Annotated in this window: 19 protein-coding genes, 1 tRNA gene and 1 pseudogene; 15 read left to right on the top strand and 6 right to left on the bottom strand. The window is 71.2% G+C overall.

The annotated features are described in order from the left end of the window. The first annotated feature begins 3 nt into the window (after positions 1-3). The 4 genes from ACX25U_RS16005 (at position 4) to ACX25U_RS15990 (ending at position 3,600) form a co-directional block, all read left to right on the top strand. Complete coding sequence (locus ACX25U_RS16005; RefSeq protein ID WP_454392694.1) at positions 4-1,209, top strand: DNA polymerase III subunit delta'; 1,206 nt, start codon at positions 4-6, stop codon at positions 1,207-1,209. A 95-nt stretch (positions 1,210-1,304) separates the two neighbouring features. Further along, positions 1,305-2,903, top strand: coding sequence for an alpha/beta hydrolase (locus ACX25U_RS16000; protein WP_454392692.1), 1,599 nt, complete (start codon positions 1,305-1,307; stop codon positions 2,901-2,903). Between the two features lie 90 nt (positions 2,904-2,993). Continuing rightward, positions 2,994-3,070: transfer RNA gene (locus ACX25U_RS15995), tRNA-Thr, on the top strand. Between the two features lie 47 nt (positions 3,071-3,117). Next, positions 3,118-3,600, top strand: coding sequence for a hypothetical protein (locus ACX25U_RS15990; protein ID WP_454392690.1), 483 nt, complete (start codon positions 3,118-3,120; stop codon positions 3,598-3,600). Between the two features lie 325 nt (positions 3,601-3,925). On the opposite strand, the gene ACX25U_RS15985 is transcribed toward ACX25U_RS15990, so the two are convergent. Beyond that, the gene (locus ACX25U_RS15985; RefSeq protein ID WP_454392688.1) at positions 3,926-5,311 is read right to left on the bottom strand and encodes a serine/threonine-protein kinase; all 1,386 of its coding nucleotides are present in this window, start codon (positions 5,309-5,311) and stop codon (positions 3,926-3,928) included. Between the two features lie 581 nt (positions 5,312-5,892). Here ACX25U_RS15985 and ACX25U_RS15980 point away from each other — a divergent pair. From ACX25U_RS15980 to ACX25U_RS15970, 3 genes are all read left to right on the top strand, one after another. Beyond that, positions 5,893-6,159: a YeeE/YedE thiosulfate transporter family protein gene (locus ACX25U_RS15980; RefSeq protein WP_454392686.1), complete on the top strand. Its 267-nt coding sequence runs from the start codon at positions 5,893-5,895 to the stop codon at positions 6,157-6,159. A gap of 290 nt (positions 6,160-6,449) precedes the next feature. Beyond that, positions 6,450-7,304: an SCO2400 family protein gene (locus tag ACX25U_RS15975; protein ID WP_454382189.1), complete on the top strand. Its 855-nt coding sequence runs from the start codon at positions 6,450-6,452 to the stop codon at positions 7,302-7,304. A gap of 110 nt (positions 7,305-7,414) precedes the next feature. Beyond that, on the top strand, positions 7,415-7,987 hold the full coding sequence (locus tag ACX25U_RS15970; protein WP_454392684.1) for a hypothetical protein: 573 nt from the start codon (positions 7,415-7,417) through the stop codon (positions 7,985-7,987). Between the two features lie 267 nt (positions 7,988-8,254). Here ACX25U_RS15970 and ACX25U_RS15965 read toward each other — a convergent pair whose 3' ends face one another. Beyond that, positions 8,255-8,452, bottom strand: a complete 198-nt coding sequence (locus ACX25U_RS15965) for a hypothetical protein (RefSeq protein ID WP_454392682.1) — start codon at positions 8,450-8,452, stop codon at positions 8,255-8,257. Positions 8,453-9,480: 1,028 nt separating this feature from the next. After that, positions 9,481-9,900, bottom strand: a complete 420-nt coding sequence (locus ACX25U_RS15960) for a hypothetical protein (protein WP_454392680.1) — start codon at positions 9,898-9,900, stop codon at positions 9,481-9,483. A 708-nt stretch (positions 9,901-10,608) separates the two neighbouring features. Between ACX25U_RS15960 and ACX25U_RS15955 the strand changes: the two genes are divergently transcribed. The 3 genes from ACX25U_RS15955 to ACX25U_RS15945 all read left to right on the top strand — a co-directional run bounded on the left by ACX25U_RS15955 (position 10,609) and on the right by ACX25U_RS15945 (position 13,034). Next, entirely contained in the window at positions 10,609-11,916 is a 1,308-nt protein-coding gene (locus ACX25U_RS15955) for a SpoIIE family protein phosphatase (protein WP_454392678.1), read from the top strand. Positions 11,917-12,564: 648 nt separating this feature from the next. Continuing rightward, positions 12,565-12,744: a hypothetical protein gene (locus ACX25U_RS15950; protein ID WP_454392676.1), complete on the top strand. Its 180-nt coding sequence runs from the start codon at positions 12,565-12,567 to the stop codon at positions 12,742-12,744. Between the two features lie 107 nt (positions 12,745-12,851). Then, the gene (locus ACX25U_RS15945; RefSeq protein ID WP_454392674.1) at positions 12,852-13,034 is read left to right on the top strand and encodes a hypothetical protein; all 183 of its coding nucleotides are present in this window, start codon (positions 12,852-12,854) and stop codon (positions 13,032-13,034) included. Between the two features lie 372 nt (positions 13,035-13,406). On the opposite strand, the gene ACX25U_RS15940 is transcribed toward ACX25U_RS15945, so the two are convergent. Then, complete coding sequence (locus tag ACX25U_RS15940; RefSeq protein ID WP_454392672.1) at positions 13,407-13,586, bottom strand: hypothetical protein; 180 nt, start codon at positions 13,584-13,586, stop codon at positions 13,407-13,409. A gap of 263 nt (positions 13,587-13,849) precedes the next feature. Between ACX25U_RS15940 and ACX25U_RS15935 the strand changes: the two are divergent. Continuing rightward, positions 13,850-13,918: pseudogene (locus ACX25U_RS15935) on the top strand (hypothetical protein); the annotation flags it as partial. On the opposite strand, the gene ACX25U_RS15930 reads toward ACX25U_RS15935, so the two are convergent. Together ACX25U_RS15930 and pdxR are read right to left on the bottom strand one after the other, a co-directional pair. Next, the gene (locus ACX25U_RS15930; RefSeq protein WP_454394304.1) at positions 13,905-14,864 is read right to left on the bottom strand and encodes a PP2C family protein-serine/threonine phosphatase; all 960 of its coding nucleotides are present in this window, start codon (positions 14,862-14,864) and stop codon (positions 13,905-13,907) included. The pseudogene ACX25U_RS15935 and the gene ACX25U_RS15930 sit on opposite strands and share 14 nt — an antisense overlap. Before the next feature lie 803 nt (positions 14,865-15,667). Then, a complete protein-coding gene (gene pdxR, locus ACX25U_RS15925; protein WP_454392670.1) occupies positions 15,668-17,080 on the bottom strand; it encodes a MocR-like pyridoxine biosynthesis transcription factor PdxR in 1,413 nt (470 codons plus the stop codon). Between the two features lie 236 nt (positions 17,081-17,316). On the opposite strand from pdxR, the gene ACX25U_RS15920 reads away from it, so the two are divergent. From ACX25U_RS15920 to ACX25U_RS15905, 4 genes are all read left to right on the top strand, one after another. After that, positions 17,317-18,879 carry an anthranilate synthase component I family protein gene (locus ACX25U_RS15920; protein ID WP_454392668.1) on the top strand — a complete coding sequence of 521 codons (1,563 nt, stop codon included), beginning with the start codon at positions 17,317-17,319 and terminating at the stop codon, positions 18,877-18,879. Continuing rightward, complete coding sequence (locus ACX25U_RS15915) at positions 18,876-19,490, top strand: anthranilate synthase component II (protein ID WP_454392666.1); 615 nt, start codon at positions 18,876-18,878, stop codon at positions 19,488-19,490. The genes ACX25U_RS15920 and ACX25U_RS15915 overlap by 4 nt, the downstream gene beginning before the upstream one ends. A gap of 242 nt (positions 19,491-19,732) precedes the next feature. Then, positions 19,733-21,166 carry a phenylacetate--CoA ligase family protein gene (locus tag ACX25U_RS15910; RefSeq protein ID WP_454392664.1) on the top strand — a complete coding sequence of 478 codons (1,434 nt, stop codon included), beginning with the start codon at positions 19,733-19,735 and terminating at the stop codon, positions 21,164-21,166. Beyond that, positions 21,156-21,788, top strand: a complete 633-nt coding sequence (locus ACX25U_RS15905; protein WP_454392662.1) for a hypothetical protein — start codon at positions 21,156-21,158, stop codon at positions 21,786-21,788. Before ACX25U_RS15910 ends, ACX25U_RS15905 begins: the two co-directional genes overlap by 11 nt. Positions 21,789-21,853 lie beyond the last annotated feature (65 nt).

Below are 21,853 nucleotides of genomic sequence, written 5' to 3'. Positions count from 1 at the left end.
CCCATGAGCGTGTGGGACGACCTCGTCGGGCAGGAGAAGGTCAGCGAGCAGCTGGACGCCGCTGCCCGGGACGCCGACGCCCTGGTCACCGCGGCCGCCGCCGACGCGCCGCCGCCGGAGGCGTCGAAGATGACGCACGCGTGGCTGTTCACGGGACCGCCCGGCGCGGGGATCACACAGACGGCCCGCGCCTTCGCCGCCGCGCTGCAGTGCGTGAGCCCCGACCGCGCTCTCGGCGGAGCCCCCGGCTGCGGCTTCTGCGACGGCTGTCATACGACCCTGGTCGGCACGCACGCGGACGTCACCACGGTGGCGGCCGTCGGCACACAGATCCTGGCCGACGACATGCGGGACACCGTCCGCAAGTCGTTCACCTCCCCGGCGAACGGCCGCTGGCAGGTGATCCTCGTCGAGGACGCCGAGCGGCTGAACGAGAAGTCCGCCAACGCCGTCCTGAAGGCCGTCGAGGAACCGGCTCCGCGCACGGTCTGGCTGCTGTGCGCCCCCTCGATCGAGGACGTCCTGCCCACGATCCGCTCCCGCTGCCGTCACGTGAACCTGCGCACACCGTCGGTGGACGCCGTGGCCGACCTGCTCGTACGCCGCGAGGGCGTCGAACCCGACGTCGCGGCCGCCGCCGCCCGCGCCACCCAGGGCCACGTCGACCGGGCCCGCCGCCTGGCCACCGACCCGGCCGCGCGCGAACGCCGCGCCGCCGTCCTGAAGCTCCCGCTCCGCCTCGACGAGATCGGGGGCTGCCTCAAGGCGGCCCAGGAACTGGTCGACGCGGCCACCGACGACGCCAAGGCGCTCGCCGAGGAGATGGACGCCAAGGAGACCGAGGAGCTGAAGATGGCGCTGGGCGCGGCGCAGGGCGGCCGGCTCCCCCGGGGCACGGCGGGCGTGATGAAGGATTTGGAGGACAAGCAGAAGCGCCGCCGCACCCGCACCCAGCGCGACAGCCTCGACCTCGCCCTGACCGACCTCACCGGCCTCTACCGCGACGTCCTGGCTCTCCAGCTCGGCTCCCGCGTGGCGATCGCCAACGCGGACGTCGAGGACACTCTGGAGCGGATCGCCCGCGCCGGCTCCCCGGAGTCCACCCTGCGCCGCATAGAGGCGATCGCGGCCTGCCGCGACGCCCTGGACCGCAACGTGGCTCCGCTCCTGGCGGTGGAGGCGATGACGATGGCCCTGAGGGCGGGCTGACGAGGAGGGCGCCGCCGAGGCCGCCGACGTCACTCGTACGAGGCACATTGTGCACGTAAAGCACTGAGCTGATAGCGGAGCGTTACTCTCGCTTGATGCACATCAGGCGCGCCCTCCGTCCGAACAGCCGTGACCGCCGCACCCGCAAGGGCGGAACCCTCCTGGTGGCCACCGCGCTGCTGCTGGCCTCGGCCTGCTCCTCCGGAGGCGAGCCGCACCGGGCCGCCCCCGCGGCGGAGGCGGTGCTGGCCGCGCTGCCTTCGTCCACGCCGCCCGCCCTGTCGCCGTACTACGGGCAGAAGCTGACCTGGCGGAGCTGCGGGGTGCCCGGCTTCGAGTGCGCCACGATGAAGGCACCGCTCGACTACGAACAACCCGGCGCGGGCGACATCCGGCTGGCCGTCGCGCGCAAGAAGGCGACCGGCCCGGACAAGCGCCTCGGCTCCCTGCTGGTGAACCCGGGCGGGCCCGGCGGCTCGGCCATCGCCTTTCTGCAGCAGTTCGCCGGTGTCGGCTACCCGGCGCAGGTCCGTGCCCGCTACGACATGGTCGCGATGGACCCGCGCGGCGTCGCCCGCAGCGAGCCGGTCGAGTGCCTGGACGACCGGACCATGGACACGCACACGCAGACGGACATCACGCCCGACGACCGCAAGGAGACCGACGCGCTCGTCGACGCTTACCGGAAGTTCGCGGAGGGCTGCGGCGCCCGTGCCCCCCGTCTGCTCCGGCATGTCTCCACCGCCGAGGCGGCACGGGACATGGACATCCTGCGGGCGGTGCTGGGCGACAACAGACTGAACTACGTGGGCGCGTCGTACGGGACGTTCCTCGGGGCGACGTACGCCGGCCTGTTCCCGGGCCGCGCGGGCCGCCTCGTCCTGGACGGCGCGATGGATCCGACCCTGTCCTCGCGCCAGATGAACCTGGACCAGACGGCGGGCTTCGAGACGGCGTTCCAGTCGTTCGCGAAGGACTGCGTACGGCAGAGCGACTGCCCGCTCGGCGGCCGCGGCACGACGCCGCGGCAGGTCGGCGACCACCTCGCGGCCTTCTTCCGCAAACTCGACGCCCACCCGATCCCCGCCGGCGACGCGGACGGCCGCCGCCTCGGCGAGGCGCTGGCCACTACCGGGGTGATCGCGGCGATGTACAACAAGTCGGCCTGGCCGCGGCTGCGCGAGGCGTTGACCTCGGCGATGAAGGAGAACGACGGCGCCGGCCTGCTCGTGCTGTCCGACAGCTACTACGAACGCGACGCCCAGGGCCACTACAGCAACCTGATGTACGCCAACGCCGCGGTGAACTGCCTGGACCTCCCGCCCGCCTTCGCCACCCGCGAGCAGGTGGAGGAATCCCTCCCCACCTTCGAAAAGGCCTCCCCGGTCTTCGGTCGTGGCCTAGCCTGGGCCTCCCTGAACTGCGCGTACTGGCCGGTCAAGCCCATTGCCGAACCGCACCGCATCGAGGCCAGGGGCGCCGCCCCCATCGTGGTCGTCGGCACCACCCGAGACCCGGCCACCCCCTACCGCTGGGCCCAGTCCCTCTCCCGCCAGCTCTCCTCGGCCCGCCTCCTCACCTACGACGGCGACGGCCACACCGCCTACGGCCGCGGCAGCCGCTGCATCGACTCCACGATCAACGCCTACCTCCTCCAGGGCACCCCACCACCCAACGGAAAGCGCTGCGCCTGACCCCCGGGCACCCCAGGGGCGTGTACGAAGCACCCCCGGAAACTGTGTAGACTTACCGACGTTGCCGACCGCACCATGGTGCGACAACGCGCCGCTTTAGCTCAGATGGCCAGAGCAACGCACTCGTAATGCGTAGGTCTCGGGTTCGAATCCCGAAAGCGGCTCCACGAAAGGCCAGGCCAGACTCCGTCTGGCCTGGCCTTTTCTCATTTACTTGATCGACTTCTGGTCCAAGCCACTTGCTGATTGGGCCCTGAGGCGGCCCGGTGGGCCCGATCTGGGGCCCGCGGGCCTCCGTCCGTCCGCCTTCAGGTCCTTCTTTTTCATCTTCTTTCCGGCCTTCTGGCCTTCTGCTGCCCGGTACGTGGTGATGGGGTACAAGGAGACCGAGGCCGTTGCGGCGTGCATCTCAGGCAGCACCGCCTGGTACGTGTCGGTCGTCATCCGCATCGACGCGAGCATCGCCTGCACGGTCGTGAGCGTGATGTCGATGGCCAGCGGTGCACGCATCCGCTGTCGCGGACGAACTCGTAGTCGTGTTCAGGGCCAAGAGGCACAGCGGATGCTCGAGCCGCTCCACGCCGACATGTGCGTGGTCTACGGCCCCGACGACGAGGAAACCCTGGAGATCGCCGAGGGCCTGACGCGAATCCGCATCACCCTGGACGGCACCCGCCGGGCAGCGCCGGAGACTTAACCGCCGTGAGCCTGCACGGACTCCACAGCGCTTGGATGGGCATAGCCATGGGGGAATCCAGCATCGTGGACAACGCGGGCCGGAGGCCCGGTCAGGGCGTGGGCCGAGACCGCGACGCCGACGAAGTTTGCGGTGGCCTACAACGCCGGCACCCTCAATCTCGCCCACGAAGCCGGGGCGCATGGTGGAGGTCTTCGACGGTGCAGATTGCGGCTGGGCCGGACGCAAAGACCCCGACAAGGCCGCCCGCACCCTGCGGACGATCGAGGACGCCGCCCGCCGGCCGATCTCCCACCCCGTTCGGGCCGCGCCCAGACCTGATCGCCTAGTCGGTTGCCCCGACCACGGATGCGAGGTGATCGAGGAGCCGGTCGAACTCGGGAGTACTGGTGAACTCCTGGTGCTTCTCGGCGTCGGCGAGTTTGTGCCGGATGTCGCGGACCCGTTTGCGTACGTCCTTGGTCTTGTCCTTCCCTTTCTCTCTGCCCTCAGCCAGCTTGTCCCGGGCTTGGGAGACCTTCTGTTCCAGATCGTCGGCGAGGTGCGGGTCGAGCCGACCTTCGCGGACGGCCGTGCTCAGTTCCTGGGACACCTGGCCGAGCAGCACCCCGGGGTCGTTCGACAACGCTGCGGGCGTGTCGACGGCAGCGGACGGGCTCGGCGGAGGCGAAGCAGCGGGCGACGAGGAAGCGGGGTCGGTGGTGGACGGCGTTGCTCCCTGGGTCGCGGCAGGGGGGTCGGCGGCGGCCACCTGTGCGGAGTCCGGCTGGAAGAGGAGGTATCCCACGGTCGCGAGGGCGGCCGCTGCGAGTCCCGAGATGGCAACCGTGCGCGACCGGGAGTCACGCCTGCGGGATCGTCGTGTGGCAGGAGTCGGCAGCACGGCCGTGCGCCCCACCGCGGCGGCCGGTCGTGAGGGCGGCGGTGGTGTGGGCTGTGCCGTCGCGGCCGCGCTCGACCTTCCCGGAGCGGACAGCCAGTCGGCGACCTGTTCGGCGTCGGGGCGCGCTTCCGGTTCCTTGGCGAGCAGCGCCAGGACGAGTTGTTCGAGCTCCGGCGGAAGCTCTGCCCCCATACTGCGCGGCGGTGCGGGCAGCTCCTGGACGTGCTGGTAGAGCAGTGCGGTCGGGGTGTCCGCGCGGAAGGGCGGGTGCCCCACAAGGAGCTCGTACAGGACGCAGCCGAGCGCGTACATGTCGGAGGCCGGGCCGGCGTCCTTTCCGAGGGCTCGTTCCGGAGCGAGGTAGGAGACGGTTCCCACGATCATGCCCGCGCTGGTGAGCCCGGCCGCCGTGTCGTCGGCGAGGCGGGCGATACCGAAGTCCACCACCTTGACCGTGCCGTCGGGGGCGAGCAGAAGGTTGGCGGGCTTGATGTCGCGGTGGATGACGTTCTGCCGGTGTGCGGCGGCCAGGCCTGAGGCGGTCTGGCCGCCGATGGCGGCCACCTCGTGCGGCGCGAGCGCCCCCGCCGAGGCCAGCCGGTCGGCCAGGCTGCGCCCCTGGACCATTTCCATGACCAGGTACAGACGGTCGTCGGCCCGGCCGAAGTCGTAAATGGCGACGATGTTGGGGTGGCTCAGGCGAGCGGTCGTCTGCGCCTCCTGCCGGAAGCGGGCCGCGGCCGACGGGTCGATGCCGCCGGCCAGGAGCAGCTTGACCGCGACCGGACGGCCAAGGACCTCGTCTCGCGCGCGCCAGACCTCTCCCATCCCCCCTCGGCCGAGAAGCTCCTCGAGCTGGTACCGAGCCGCCAACAGCACGCCGAACGCCCTCCAAGTGGACTGCCAGGACCGAACCCTGCCAGACCGGGGGCACCAGGGTTTCTCTCGTTCGCGCGATGAGATACCGCCCGGTCAAGGGCAGCGACCACGCGGTAGCCGGACCGCCGGCGCACACCGACGGGGTCCCATTTCCAAGATCGCAGCAGGCTATCAGGACCCCGCCCACCAGTTCGACCAAGCGAGCACGGAGAGTGATACTTCGCTCACGTGCCAGGAGTACGGATGCGTGCGTCCGGGCGCCCTGCCACGTGTTGGGCGCCCAGGCCGGCCTTTCGAGCAGGGGCAGGCCCGTCACGGGGGGTTAACCGGGCCTGCCCCTGCACGTTGGCACCCACGCTTCCCCGGTGCAGGCGCCTTACCCGCACTACGTACATTGCGGCATGAGGCCGGAGTGTCACGGGTGACGAGCTGATGGTTTCGAGATCGCCACATCTGTGAAGGCCGGCCGCTCGGTGCAGGGGCCGTACACCCCTTCCATTCCAAGGTCGCCGGGCAGCATGGAGGCATGAGTGCACCAGCGGGGCCCGTGCGTGTTCGCTCTGCTGCGGGTCCCCCGCGCCCCGGGGCGCATCCACGCCGGTGTGATCCCCGGAGCGGTGTTGTTCGGTACGGGCTGGGCGATCTCGGGCGGATGCCCGGCGATCCCGATCGTCCAGGTCGCCGGCGGATACCTGCCCGCCGTGGTCACCATCGTCGGCGTCGCCGTCGGCATCCGGCTGTGCCGCTGGGCCAATGCCCGGTACTTCCACCTCGACCGCGGCTCCTGCGGGCTGTAACCAAGGACGCCCACCGACACGCCTGCCGAGGAAGCGGCCCTCGGCCGGAGCCGCTGCGGCTGGTCAGCCGGAGTGGCGCGGGTCGCCGCCGTGGGTGGACTCGGCGCGGATACGTCCGCCCATCCCGTCCTCACACAAGGAATCCGCGCAGGAGCATCACACGCGCTGCACACGGCGTTCCGAAAGCCTCGTTAGCGTTGCTGGTTGCTCGATTGCATGTGCGAACACGACCAGGTCGTGGCCCAGGCGGGCCGACGGCGCGTCGAACCAGGAAGACCGGAAGACCGCGGATGGATTACTGCTCCTCATGCCGTCGCCATCTCAATGGCGCCCTGGTGTGCCCCGGGTGCGGCGCCTACGCCCCGGACATCGCCCCGCACGCCGTCGGCGGCTGCAGCGGGTCGGCCCCGGCGATGGTGAGCGCCGCACCGGCCACAACGGCTTACCGGGGCACTGCGACCGCCGACACGAGGCATGACACGCTCCTCGACGGCGAGACGGAGTCCAGCGATTCCACGAGCGTGACCCCGCACGTTGCCGCCGATGCCGGGGACCTGCCGCCCGTGCGGCAGGGGCGTGCGGCACGTCGGCGCCAGCTGGTCCGCTGGAAGAAGAACAAGCGCCGGGCGGCGGTCGCCGGCGCTGTCGCACTCGTCGGAGGCGGCCTGACCGTCGCCATGATGGACCGGACCTCCGCCGACCGGGCCGAGGCAGCCGTGGCGCCGGACGCCCAGAGCATCGGCGCCGTGGAGGAGCAGACGCCCGAGCAGAACCGTTCAGCCTCCGCGCCAGCGACCGATCAGCGCACTCACCGGTCCTCCCACGCCCCTTCCCAGCCGCAGCCGCCGACGAGGACCAACGCCCCGCGAGAGCAGGCCCTCGCGGCCCCGCCCCCCACAACGCCACCGATCGACCGGCCGGAGGCCGCCGCGCCTGCCCGCCCGGCCGCGACGCCGACCCCGCAGCCGCACAGCACCGCCCCCTCCGCCGGCGACACGGCCCCCGACCGCTCCGATACAACGGCGCAACAGCCGCCGACGCCCGCGCCCACCAACGGCACGGACGCGGGCACGCCCCAGACCCGCCCCGCGCGGGTATCGACGTCTCCGACGGAGATCTGTCTGCTCGGACTGTGCCTCAGCTGACCATGCCTGCACCCGGCCGTTCCGGGTAGAACGAGTTTCGGAGTTCGCGAGCCGCGTGTCAGCCCGTGAGCCACGGCCCCAGCCAACGGGAAGCACAGGAGGCAGAGCACATGAGTCCCCGCGACGAATTCCAAGTGCTGCTGCGCCGCACCGGCCGGTGGTGGGCCATCGACGTTCCCCGCCTCGATCTCCACACCCAGTGCCGCACTCTTGACGGTGCGGAGGAGCTGGCGCGCGGCCTCGTCGCCGAAGCCGTCGGGGTCCCCGCGGACCTGATCGTCCTGAAGATGGTGGTGCCCGAACTCGAGCCCGTGCTCGGTCCGGTGGCCGAAGCGCGGCACCGCCGGGCGGCCGCGGTCGCCGCCGAGGACCGGGCGATCGCCGTCGCTGTTCACGAGCTCGTGGACAAGCTGCACGTAAGCCAAGGTGACGCCGCGCGTCTGCTCGGCATGCCCCCGAGCGAAGTGGCCCACTTCACACCACAACGCGGCTCGGCGGCCGCCGGCACAGGGCAGGGCGCAGGGCAGCGCATCCCCCCGCGCGCGCCCAGTCCGCCGCGACCGGGCGCCGCCGCCCCTGCTTCCGGCTCGCGCCCCGGCCTGCCACGGCGACCGCGGCAGACGATCTCGTCCGCCCGACCCGCCTGGGCGATTTCGGACGACGGCACCGCAGGCCGGAGCTGAGAGGGCCTCCTCTGCAGGCATGCGGGCACGGGCATGTTCGCGTGGAACGGTTGTGCGGAGTGGCCACCGATCATTTGGACAGTCGGTGTGACGGGCCGTACCCTCCGCGACGTTGCTCGGCCTCGCCGCCGCTCAGGGCTGCTACCAGCGGCTCATCCGTCTCTGCGGCAGGAGCGGTCCAACGTCCCTTCCGCCGTCTGCGCGGCAAAGACCACGATGGGTCCCGGATCAGGTGATCCGGGACCCATCGGTAGCTGGACGCTGCTGTCAGTGAGCGGCGGTGTGGACGGCCGCGCCCGCCGCAACGCCCTCGGGGGTGGCGACGGCCAGGAGGTCGGAGGTGACGGCTGCGATCGGCGTCTCGACGCAGAGACCGCCGGAGCCGCCGACCGCGAGGCCGCCGGAGACGTTGTCCAGATCGGCGTCGGAGATCTCGGCTGTCGCAACCTGGGGGGCGAGGTTCATCACGCGCGGTTCCCTTCGAATGAGCACTTTTGACTGGCAGCGTTCGCTCGCTCGGCTCCCGGTACCGGAATTCGTGTCCGCGAGTCGGCGCCACGCGAAGGATCAAAGCAGGCCGACCATAAGGCGGCCAGTCGCCCGAGCCCCGGACGGGACACAGATCGAAAGACGCCTTCACCAGTGTGACCACGCAATGACCGAACACACCGACTCCTCCACACGGCCCGCCGAGCAGATGCAGACCTGACGGTTGCCGCCGGCACCCAGGACGGTCACTCCGCGCCGAAGTCAGCGGCTCCTGACTCATTCGTGACGGGTATTCAGGTTCGGTATGACCTGACGGTGAACGGTGTGAGGGTTTATCGGATTTTCGGCATCCCATCGGGTACGCGAGGGCCCGGCCCTCTGTTTACTTTCCGCTCGAAGGTGGGACCGGTCGCCCGGTTGCTCGGCAAGCGAGTCCACGACACTGGTCGGCGGCAAGGCCTCCATCCATGTGGTCACGGGGTGGGATGCCTACGGCCGGACCGCCTCCGCAGAGGAGAGCGCCCGCACTCGGTTCCCGCCGCCGGCCGCAACACATCGCAGAGATGGGTAGACCAGCCCGGGCGGCTGCACCGGCAGGCTGCCGCGAGCTGAAGAGCGGCCCCTTGCCACCCCGCCCACCGAAGAGGCCTGGGCGCCCTGCCACGTGTGGGGCGCCCAGGCCGGCCTTTCGAGCAGGGGCAGACCCGCCACGGGGGGAGCCGGCCCGCCCCTGCATGTTGGCGCCCGCGAGCCTCCCCCCGGAGTGCAGGCGCCTGACCCCGCCCGGGGTCACTGCGTACAGCGCGACAGGAAACCGGAGTGTCACGGGTGACGGTGGATGGTTGCGAGGTCAACACCCTTGTGAAGAGCGCCTCTACCAACGTCACAGCCATGACACGAAGCGTGCACGACCCAAGCGCCACGACCCGCTGACGATGGCGGCCAGGTCGCCTTCCCGAAGGATGCGCACCGGGCGTGGCGCCTCGCCGATGCCGGCCGTGTGCTCAGCGCGTGCCGGTCGTCGCTGTGCTGTAGGCGTACAGGGCGACGACGCCGACCACACAGGCGAGGATCGTCCAGGAGGCGAGGCTCATCCGTTTCCCCTTCCGCCCGGGCCGTTTCGGTTCCTCGGACCGCCTGGTCCGGCCGGGAGCCGCCGGGGCGGGCGGTGCGGCGTCGGCGGCGGTCTCGGCGAGCAGGCGGCGGCAGGCCGTGGCGAGCTCGCCGGTGCCGGCACAGAGCGGCACGACCGTCTCCGAACGCGCCGGAGCGGTGGTGCCGCCGTCGAGGATACGGCCCGCACGGAGCAGGATTTCGTCCCTGCGCCCCGAGGGGGCGAGACTGATCCAGCGCTGCACATGCTCTCCCCGGATGACCACACCCCCGGCCCGGTCCCGGTACACGGTGTGCCGACGCCAGAGCATGCCTGCCAACTGCACTGCGGTTTCTCTCAGTTGGGCACTCAAGGCCCGTCCTTCCAGAGCCGTTCGATGAATCGAACGGGAATCGTACTCCAGCATCTCTGTTTCGCTCGGGACGGCCCGGGGTGGGGTGATGCGGTCCGTGGAGGCAGGGGGACACGGAGCGGCGCCGTGACCACGTCGAGCGCCCGGCCCCAGAGCCGGAGCCCCGCCCCTCCATACCGCCCGCGAGATCGAAGAGACCACCGGCATCAAGGCCGCCACGATCCGCGACGAACGGCGCTGCGCGACCGACGACCCCATACGGTTTCGCACCCAGCGACTACCAGCGCGATCTGCGACTGCGCCGCGTCAGCGGGCTGCCAGCACTCGGCACGGCACCACTGCCGGCAGCGACCGAGGCGGGGCTTCGCCGGCCAAGCCCGCCTCACACGCCGGTTCACCCGTACCCACGGCGCAACGTCCAGCGCCTACCGCACGGCAGTACGCGGACCGCGCGTGTGGCCCAAGGCCCCCACACACAGGCGAACGGCGGACACCCACCGGCGAGTGAGGTGTTGACGGCTGTACCGATGTTCCCCATGGCCGCTGGTCGTCGAGACGGGTACGGGCGCGGGGAAGCGGAACCGCCGCTACCGCCGTTTACGGTTCCGTTGTCCCGGGCCCGGAGCAGCACCTGCGGGGCGGCCCGGGCGGGTGTAGGCAGGAGGTATGCGCCTGTGGCAGCGGTTTGCGCACCGCCATCGCTCACTGCAGGCCGGTGACGCCCTGCTGGCGCTTCCGCTCGGCCTGATCGCGACCATCGTGCTGACCGACGTGCTGGCCCCCAGTTTCCCGTTGGGCCCGTCGCTGCTGATCGTGGCGCCCGCGCTCACCGCGTCCTTCGCCTCCACCCTCATCACCGGGGCGATAGCCGCCCTCGCCGTGGCGGGCATGCTCGTCATCGGTCTTCAAGGCGGCCACCTACTGGGCGGCACGATGTCCTTCGGCTCGCAGCTCATCGCCCTGCTGGTGGTGTCGGTGATCGTGACGGTCTTCCGCTGTCTGCGGGAGCGGCACGCCCGTGAGCTGGCGCTGGTGCGGACGGTGTCGGAGACGACGCAGCGGGTGGTGCTGCGGCCGCTGCCGCGGCGGATCGGCCCGCTGCGGGTGGCGTCGATGTATCTGGCGGCGCAGGAGCAGGCCCTGCTCGGCGGCGACCTGTACGCGGCCATCCGTACCCCCACGGGCACCCGGCTGATCATCGGCGATGTGATGGGCAAGGGCCTGACCGCCATCGGCGACGCCGCCCTGCTGCTGGGCGCCTTCCGGGAAGCCGCACACCGCCAGGCCACCCTGCCCGACCTCGCGGCCTACCTGGACCACAGCGTGTGCTGGCACCTGGCCGACCCCACCGAGTGCGAAAAGGCCGGGGAGTGCTTCATCACCGCCGTGATCCTCGACATCCCCGACGCGCTGCCGCACCTCCACATGGTCAGCTGCGGACACCCGTCCCCTTTGCGCCTGCGCGGCCGGCAGGCCACCGCGCTGCACGCCACCCGCCCCGCCCCGCCGCTGGGCCTGGGCGAACTGACCGCCGCCGCCTACCACGTCGACACCTTCACACTCGAACCCGAAGACCTGCTGCTGCTGCACACCGACGGGGTGATCGAGGCCCGGGACCCCGCGGGCGTCTTCTACCCGCTGGCCGAACGCGTCGTCTCCTGGGCGCCCGAGAGCCCGTCCGCGCTGGTCCACCACCTGCGCACCGACCTGCTCGCCCACGTCGGCGGACACCTGGCCGACGACGCCGCCGCGATCGCCGTCCAGCGCAGCCCCCGGCCGGCACCCACCACAGCGGCCGAGCGCGCCCCACCCCGACCCGCCGGCAGAAGCGACCAGACGCCCATCGCGCGAACAAGCCCGGCCGGAAGCGACAGCCCCCGGCCGGGCCCTCCCACCACCACGGGCCGCCCGCTGCTCCTGGCCGTTCCCGGCCGGGCCTTATGGACGGTCCGGTATGGGTGTGCAAAGGGATGAACATGCCCTGTGGGTCCGTTGCGCACCCGGGGCGCGGGGTGGGCCGGAGAGGCTGCGCAACGCGCTGACCTGCTCTGGTCGGGCCTGTGGTCGGGATCTTGGCCGTCGTGGTCAGGATGGCGGAGGCCGTGGTGGGGCCTGCGCAAGGGTTCACTTTCTGCTGCACCGCAAGGCGCGCGGGCGGCTACGGTGAAGGTCGCTGCATGTGGATCACACTGGGGGACCGAATCGACGGTTGCTTCCGGAGGCGAAGAGCGGTCACTCACAGCGATACCACCCCGAAAGCGATCCAGAACCACTTTTCAGCCGTCGCTGACAGTCCCGGTGCGGTCTTCGGAAGGCGAGCGTCCTGGCCGGGAGTACCGGTTGTCGGGGGAAGGTTCCGGCAGACGATCGCGTTGTATGTAGTCGTAGCCTGGCCAGAGGGTGTGTTGCGCCCTTGCTCGGTGTGGCCGCTGCCGGCGCGAGGAGGTGAACGGGATGAGTTCCTGCAGCAGTAGTCCCAGCTCCCATTCCGTTGCACCCGGGGCGCCCGGCGGCCACCGTGCCGCTGTCTGACGGCCTGCCTCGACTCGGAGCGCGAAGTGCCGGGCGGTGATCGTGTCCGCTGCCGGCGCGCCTCGGGTGCCGATCAGGCGGAGGTGCGTCATGACGATCACCATCACGCTGCCCCGTTTCCCTGTTCCCGAGGTGGCCGAGCGCGGTCTGCGGCTGCTGCCGGTCGCCGAACCGGCGATCCTCGCTGTGGCCGACGCGTGCGGCGTCGGGATGCCGGTGAGCCTGCTGTGGCTGAGCGTCAAGCTCGTCCGGTCGGCCGCGCAGAACTGATCGACAGCACGGCCCCTCGGAAGCAGACGGTGAGCGGTGCGCGGGAAGAAGCGCGCCCGGCGGTACACCGGGCGGGGCGACGGCTGCCCGAGGACGCGGCTGCCTTGATGGCCGCGTCCGCGGAGGCCGCCGAAATCGGGTTGGAGACGCGTACGGAGGAACTCCGGCGCGCCGTTCTCGTTGCCTGGAGCGCCGGCGTGGCGCCCGAGGACATTGCCCACGACGCCGGTGTGGAGGCCGGTGTGATCCATGACTGGGTCGGTCCGGGCGATACGCGCGTTGGCTCGTAGCCGCGTCAAGAACCCGTCAAAGAGTGGCCGCGGGCACTACGCGCGCAGTCAGGAGCCGGCTGACCCCCTCGGCCGTGTTACGCCGCTGGTGGCGGGCATGGGCCGACATGCTCCCGCCTCCCGGACCTCCCGAACTCCAGGTCTTGCTCGACGAGGTCGGCAGAGGACACCACCCCGACCCCCTGCTCCCCGGTTCGACAAACCACCGACAGGAACAACACCTCGTGCGGGGGCGGCGGCGGGGCGCGGCCTCGACCACGGCCTGCGGATCCGCGCCCACCGACAGCAGCCGACGCAAGACGCGCTGACGGAGCGGACCGGACCCCTTGGGCTCCGGTCCGCTCCGCTCCGAGTCACTGGTAGTGGCCAAAATCAGTAACCGTGATCACTGTGGTCCCGGCCGCCGTGGTCGCGGTCCCGGTCGCGGTCCCGGTCACGATCGTGGTCGCGGCCGCCGTGGTCGCGGCCGCCGTGGTCCCCGTGGTCCCCGTGGCCACCGTGGCCACCGTGGTCACGGCCCAGGGCGGGGAAGAGAACGTTGAAGATCGCCATGGCATTCCTCCTGGAAGGTGCCTGAAACATGTCCAGAAATCGATACGTCCAGGAGTGGGAATCAGATGGCTTTTTGAGTCAAAAGGAGGTAAATATCTCCCGCCGGACGCGGGACGCGTCCGGCGGGAGTCCGGAGGCCCTGCGACCCCGGGTTCACGACGACATCCAGACCCTGTGCACCAGCCTGCGCCTGGTCGGCCAGTTCCTCGACCAACTCGCCCAGGCACAACCACCACCCCACTCTCACGGCCAGGGCTGCCGACGTGTCGGACGAGAAGCGCGGCGACAGTCCGAGTGTGGACGGGCGTCGGTTCCATGTCACGCGGGTCGAGCGGCTGATCCGTATCGGGCCCGACGGTCCGGAGGGTCCCCGGCCCGGTGACTTCGACTCGCAGCCTCCGGTGGAGGTCCACACCCGACAGCTGGAGGAGCAGGGGCTGTGGCAGGACGAGGACGGTGACGAGCCGGTCGAACTCGACGAACGCACCCGTGAGTTCCAGGCCCTGTGGGAGCAGGAGGAAGCGCGCCGCGCGGCGGTCCGGGAGCGCAGGGCGAGTGGTGAGAAGCGCACCCGAACAGATTGTCGAGCGACCGGGTGGCCCTGCCCCCGCCTTCTTGACGGTCACGGCTCGTGAATGCCCCGGCTCTCGCGGTCAGCTGTCCCTCGACGTTCTGGTCGGCGGACAGGGCGGCGTCGTCCCACGCCTCCTGCCGATGGGTCACGGCCATGAGCGCGGCGTCGTCGTCCAGGTGTCCGCCGGTGTGCCGGGCCAGGTCGACCAGGAGGGCGTCCAGGATCGAGTCGGGATTCGCCGGGAGGGGGCGGGACAGGGGCGGCACGGGGTCGTAGAAGGCGCCGCGGCGGTCGCGGGCCTCCACCACGCCGTCGGTGTACAGCACCAGGGTCGCGCCGGGAGGCAGGGGGTATTGCTCCACCGGCACCCGTACACGGCCCAGGTCGCCCAGGCCCAGCGGCAGCGTGGGATCGGTCGGATCCAGTGGGCGTGCCCGGCCCTGGTGGACGAGGAGCGGCGCCGCGTGTCCCAGGTTGGACAGGCGCAGGACGGAGCCGTCGGCGGAGATCTCGAGGACGACGGCGGTGGCGAAGGACTCCGCCCCCTCCGCGTCCTCGGCGTTCAGCTCCCGCATGCGTTCCTCCAGGCGGCCGACCACGCCGGGCAGGTCGGACACCCGGGTCGCGGCTTCGTGGAAACTGCCCAGCAGCCCGTTGACGGTCCTCACCGCCCCCAACCCCTTGCCGCGCACATCGGCGATCATCAGCCGGATCCCGTAGGGGGTGGAGTGGATGGCGTAGAAGTCGCCGCCGATGGCGGCCTCCCGCGCGGCGGCCTGGTACCGGACGGCCACGGCCAGCGGCCCGATGCGGTCCGGGGGTGTGGGGAGCACCGCGCGCTGGACGGCTTCGGCGACCTCGCGGGTGTCCTTCAGCTGCTGCCGGTAGCGGCCCATCATCCGGTTGAGGGCGGCGGCCAGGACCGTCAGGACGGCGACGCTGGCGAGCTGGACGGGATGGGTGAGGAAAGCCCCACCGCTCATGGCGAGCCCCTCGAGTTCCCCGATGACGATCGCCACCACCCCGGTGGCGATCGTGCCCGGCAGGGAGAGTACCGGTGCGGCCAGCACGGGTGCGGTCGCCAGGAGGGGGAAGGTGTTGACCTCCGGGGTGAACAGACCGAGGACGACCGAGGCGACGATGGCCACGGCAGGCAGAAAGGACGGCCACCGCCTCTGGCCGACCGGATACGTGCGGTCGTGTCTCGTCCCCTGTTTCACTGCACTCCTGGGGGCCGGTCGCGGAGAGGCCTCAGATCCCAGTCTGCGCCGTCCCCCGTCCCGCGGCGACCGAAGCCCGGCCGGCCGACCCGCCGCGGTGGACGGCCTCCGGTCCGGGGTGCCTCCATGTCCTTCGTCGAGCCCGAGCCGGTCGTGCTGCGGCTGTTTTCGGGGACGCGTGATGCGTGGGAGGCGCCGACATGGGGCATGGCGGACAGGAGCCGATGCGGTGGCGGGCGAGGCGGAGGAGTGCCCGGGTGCGTGTTCTGCCGCGGGACCGCCGTCCGTCAGCTCCTGGGTTGCCCCGTTACTTCCCGGTATGCCTCTCCGAGGGCCATCAGACCGCGTGTCAGGCCCGCGCAGTTCACCGAGGCGTAGCTGACCACCAGGGCGGGTGGGCGGGAGGTGTCCGTCAGGGTGTAGAAGCGGCTGCCGCGGGCCAGGACGGAGCGCCGGCGGGCGGCGCGGATCAGGGCCTGCTCGGCTATGTGGGCGGGGAGCTGGAGGTATGCCTGCAGGCCGCTGTCGCGTCCGGTGAGGCGGGCGCCGGGCAGGCAGGTCTTCACCTGGCGGCGGACGGTCTGGCGGCGGCGGTGGAACTCCGTGCGCAGCCGGCGCTGGTGGCGGTCGAAGGCGCCGGAGTCGACGAAACGGGCGAAGGCCAGCTGTTCCAGGCCGGAGCAGCCGATGTCCCAGCCCGCACGGACGTGCTCGACCGAGGCCATCAGCTCCGAGGGAGCCGTCAGCCACCCCAGGCGCAGAGCCGGTGCCAGCGTCTTGCTGGCGCTGCCCGCGTACACCACCCGGTCCGGGGCGAGGCTCTGCAGGGCAGGGAGCCGGTCGGAGCGGTGCAGGAAGGCACTGTCGAAGTCGTCCTCGACGATGTAGCCGTCGACCTCGCGGGCCCAGGCGACGAGGCGGTCGCGGCGTGCCTGACTGAGCCGGGCGCCGGTCGGGAACTGGTTGGCGGGCGTCAGCAGGACGGCGCGTGCGCCGCTCTCCTCCAGCAGGTCCACGCGCAGGCCGTCGTCGTCGACGGGGATGCCGACCGGGCGCAGGCCCGAGCTGGTGATGAACTCACGCTCGCCCGGGTGGCCCGGGTCCTCCACCGCGAGCGAGGTGTGGCCCCTGTCGAGCAGCACTTTGCAGGTCAGGGCCAGACCCTGGGCGAAGCCGGAGGTGACCATGAGGTCCTCGGGGCGGCTGCGCACGCCGCGCACCCGGCCGAGGTAGCCGGCCATGATCCGTCGGGTCAGCGGGACCCCGGCCGGTGGGGAGTAGCCGAGTTCCTGGCGGCCCGCGTCGGCGACGACGGCGGTGACGCAGCGGATCCACTCCTGGCGAGGGAAGTCCGTGACGTTGGATGTTCCGGTGCGCAGGTCCCACATGGCCTTGGGAGCGGGTTCCGGATCGGGCGGCACGAGCGTGGAGGCGGTGTCCGGGGCGTGGGCGTGCGCCGAGACCGTGGTGCCCGAACCGCGTCTGGTCTCCAGATATCCCTCGGCCGACAGCTGTTCATAAGCCTCCACCACGACACTGCGGGAAACCCCGATGTCGAGGGCGAGCTGGCGGCTGGAGGGCAGCCGGGTGCCCGGCCATAAAGTTCCATCCTCAACTGATTTCCGCAGTGAGTTCCGCACCTGAACGGCCAGGGGGAGGTGCGATTCACGGTCCACGGTGAGGGAGAGCTGCAGGGACAAGTGGTCTTCTCCATGGCGGTCGAAGTGGTATGGCCCGAGAAGTCTGACATTTGATGAAGTTGTCTCGCACACACATTCGTCGCCGGGGGAAACGGCGACTGGGGTGGCACGGGGGAGACCGGCCGATGGGGTCCGGTCATGCGTGACGTGCGGAGCCGGGTCTTCGGCGCGCTGTTGACGTGCGTGTTCATTCCTCGAAGCCCCAACGGTCCGGTTGGATCAGAAAGGCTTTCGCCGTGTCCTTGCTGTCAGAATCGCCTCCGTATGGAGGCGGCCCGCTCCTGTCCGGAGCGGCCGCGGCCGTCCGGGTCCGGGTGGTCTCCGAAGCACTCCCGCCCGTCGACGCGCTGAGTCTCTACGAAGCCCTTGCCCGCGTCCGTGGACAGGACGACGTCTACCTCTTCGAAAGCCTGGACGGCCCCGACCAGGACCGGCACTACGCCGCCGTCGGCTGCGGGCGCCTGGCCGAGTTGCGCGTCCACTCCGACCGCGTGGAACTCGCCGCCGCCGGGGAACTGGGCGACTGCCTCGCGGCCGCGCTCGCGACTGCCGTCGGGGAACCGGGGGCAGTCGTCGGCGCCGCGGGTGGCGTCAGGCAGTGGGGCGTGCGGGAGCCCGGCTCCGTCTGGCGGATCCTGCGCGCCGTCCAGGGCCTGTTCGACATCGACACCGACGTGCCCACGGGCGCCTTCGCCTTCGGCTTCCTCACCACGCTGTCGTACGAAGCGGCCTGGATGATGGAGGAACTTCCCGCCCAGCGAGCCGAGTCGGAGCTGCCGCGCTGCACGCTCACCCTCTTCAAGGACACGGTCTGGTACGACCTGAAGAGCGGTGGGGTCCGCCATCTCGCCGCTCACGGGCCGCAGTTGCCGGTGACCGCGGGCCGGGAGCCGCTGCGCTCCGTGGTCGACGCGGTGCGCGCCCAGGGCGTGCCGGGCACCGCGGTGCCGGAGGCGCCGGCGCCGCTGTCCGTGCGGGACACGATGGACGAGGCGACGTTCGTCGAGCGCGCCGAACGGTGCCTGCGCCATATCGGGATCGGCGACAGCTACCAGATTCAGATCGGCCACCGGATCGACGTCGAGAGCGAGCTGACGCCGCTCGAGGTCTACCAGCGGCTGCGTCACCGCAGTCCGTCCCCCTACATGTATCTCGTTCCCTGGGCGGACCGGACCGTGATCGGCGCGAGCCCCGAGCTGTTCGTGCGCATCCAGGACGACACCGTCTCCATGCGTCCGATCGCCGGTACGGCGCCTCGCGCGGCCGACCCGGACGAGGACGCGCGCCGGGTGGCACAGCTGCGGGAGAGCGCCAAGGAACAGGCCGAACACATCATGCTGGTCGACCTGTGCCGCAATGACATCGGGCGGGTCTGCGAGCCCGGCACCCTCTCCGTCGACACGATGATGGAGGCCGAGCCCTTCGCATACGTCCATCATCTGGTGTCGACCGTGTCGGGCCGGATCAGGAGCGGTACCGACGTGTGGGCGGCGATCTGCGCGACATTCCCCGCAGGCACCATGACCGGCGCGCCGAAGCTGCGCGCCATGGAGATCATCAACGACATCGAGGACCATCCGCGCGGTATCTACGCCGGGGCCCTCGGTCTGGTCGACGTCCGGGGCTTCGCGGTGCTGACCCTGTGCATCCGTACCGCCGTCCATGACGGAAGCCGGTACAGCACGCAGGCGTCGGCGGGCATGGTCGCCGACTCCGTACCCGCCGCCGAGTGGCGGGAGACGCTGGCCAAGATGAGCGCCGCCTACTGGGCGCTGACCGGTGAGGAGCTGCTGAAGTGAAGGTCCTGCTCGTCGACGCGTACGACAGTTTCAGCCACATCATCGACCAGTACCTGCTGAGCCTCGGCGCCGAGACCGAGGTGGTGCGCTCGCGTACCCGGTCGGTGGAGCACATGGTGGCGTCGGCGCCCGACGCGGTGGTCCTGGGTCCCGGACCGGGGCATCCGGCGGACTCGGGGCACGTCGAGCTGGTGCACGCTTTCGCCGGGCGGGTACCGCTGCTCGGCGTCTGCCTCGGGCACCAGGCCATCGGCCTCGCCTACGGGGCGCGGATCGCCGTCGCCGAGCGGCTGATGCACGGCAAGACGAGCCCCCTCGAGCACGACGGACAGGGTGTGTTCGCCGGTGCCGCGCGGCCGTTGACGGTCACCCGCTACCACTCCCTGATCATCACCGAACCGCCGGCCGAGCTCGAGGTGACGGCGACAGCACGGGACGACGGTTGTGTCATGGGCGTACGGCACCGGACGTTCGCCGTCGAAGGGGTGCAGTTCCATCCGGAGAGCGTGATGACGGAGGACGGGACGCGGCTCTTCGGGAACTTCCTGGCCGGAGCCCGGGCCGGGGCCGGTGAAGTGGTGGCCGGCGCGGCGGGGGACGCCGCTCACTGAGCCGTACAGGGGGAACCCACCAGGACTTCCGGGAGCGGCGGGACCGTTTCCCGAGCACACCGCGCTGCGCCGGGTCACGGTCCGTGTCACCGCGTACCGCACGTTCATCGCCCGCGCCGCACACCATCCACGACTCATGCGCGAGGCGGCGTCGCCCGTACGACGCCGGCACCGGAGCCGAACGGAGCCGTGCCCGGCTCGCCCCGCGCGTACACCTTCCACCACGAGAGGAACCCTCGCCCATGTGGCTGCCCACGCACGGTCCCGCGGCCGACTTCGCCGCGCGGTACCTCGAACTTCACCGGGCCTTCTACGACCGCACGCTCACCGACGCGGCCCTGCACGACTGGCGCACCCGCCAACTGGCCACCGTGCTCGACCAGGTCGGCACGGGATCGCCGTTCTACGCACGGCACCTGAAGGACGTGGATCCGGCGGCCGTGACCCCGGACGACCTCACCGCGCTGCCCTTCACCACCAAGGCCCATCTGCGCCAGGAGATGCTCGACGTCCTCAGCCGGCCACTCGCCGACGCCCTCTTCTTCTACGAGACGACCGGCACCACCGGGCCGGCCACGCCCTGCCCGCGCGACGGACGCGAGGTCGTGGCGAGCAACGCGCACATCACCGAGTCCTGGACCTCGATCTTCCGGCACCACTTCGGCGATCACGCTCCGCGCGTCGGTCTGATGGGCCCCACGGAGGTGCACTCGTTCGGCGACACCCTCGGGGACATCGCCCGCAACACCGGGTCGATGAACGCCAAGATCTGGCCGTACTCACCGGTGATCGGCTTCCAGAAGGCCCTGCAGCTGATGAAGGACCTCGAACTCGAGGTGATCTGCTGCACGCCCGGAGTCGCCCTCACCCTCGCCAAAGCCGCCGAGCACTTCGGTTACGACCTGCGCGCGGACTTCTCCGTCAAGCTGCTGTTCGTCACCGGCGAGATGTGCACGCCGGCGCTCGCGAACAACCTGGAGACGGTCTGGGGCGCGGACGTCTACAACATCCTGTACGGGTCGCAGGAGGCTTTCGTCATCGCGACGGCCTGCCGCAACAAGCGGATGCACCTGTCGCAGACGAACTACATCATCGAGGTGGTGGACCCGGAGACCGGCGAGTCCCACGGGCCGCGCGGCAGCGGCGAGCTGACGGTCACCATGCTGATGGACGGTGTGAAACCGCTGGTCCGCTACCGCACCGGCGACGCGGTGGTCGTCGAGGAGTCCGCGTGCGGCTGCGAGATGCCCGGCGACCTCGTACGGATCGTCGGGCGCACCCTCGACCGGCTCGAACTCGGCGGGCGGCGGTTCACCGCCGGGCAGATCGAGACGGCCGTCATGACCGGCGTCACCGGATCCGCCGGGTACCAGGTCGTCATCGAGCGGGACGACGCCCCCGGACGGACGGGGCAGGACCGGCTGACCGTACGCCTCGAACTGCTCAAGGGCCTGGTCGATGCCCCCCACGCGCTCGCCGACGCAGTGCGCGACCGGGCCGCCGACGCCCTCGGCGTGCCCGTCACCGTCGAACTCAGCGATGGGCTCGACCCGATCGTCAGCACCGGTGCCTTCGTCAGCTGGAAGGCCGCCAGGATCGTGGACCGGCGCACCGCGCCCGACCACGAGAGCACAGTGGCGCGGAAGATGGCGGCGAACCGTGGTTATGAGAACTGAGGCGACGGCACTCCCCGAGGCGCTTGCCGAGGAGTACACCGCGCGCTGGAGCGAGTTGACCAGGAGGTGGGCCGCGCGTCCCGGGACCACGCTCGGCACGCTCGGCCCGGCCGGGACCTCCAGCGAACTGGCGGCCCGCTTCCTGGCGGCCGAACACGGACTCCGCGTCGAGCTGTTCGCCTCCTTCGACGACGTGCTCGACCAGCTCCTGCGCAAGCGGGTGGAGGTCGCGCTGGTGCCGAGCGCCTATCAGGGGCTGACCCGTTTCCACTGGCACGGTGAGCTGCGCCTGCGGGCGTTCTTCCCGCAGGCCACTCCGGAGTACGGGATCGCCGCCGCCCCCGGCGGGCCCCCACCGGGGGACGGTCCCGTCACCGTCGCCGCCATGTGGGAGGTCCGCCGGATCTACGCCGAGGTGGCGCCTCGGGGACTGCGCGACCGCGAGGTCACGTGGGTGGACGCGGCCTCGACGCAGCACGCCGCCGCGATCCTCGCGGGCGGCGGTGCGCAGCTCGCGGTCACCAACGGGCCCGGGGTGCGGGCCCACGGCCTGCGCTGGGTGGCCAACCGCCCCGGCGCGGAGATCGTCTGGACGCTCTTCGGGCGTGCGGAGGACTCCTGACAGCCCCCTTCGCGGTCGCCGGACGGAACACACCGGCCGGCCGCCGACAGCTCCCGCCCACCGTT

This window comes from Streptomyces sp. JNUCC 63, from assembly GCF_054366325.1.
This window is presented reverse-complemented; position numbering and strand designations above follow the sequence as displayed.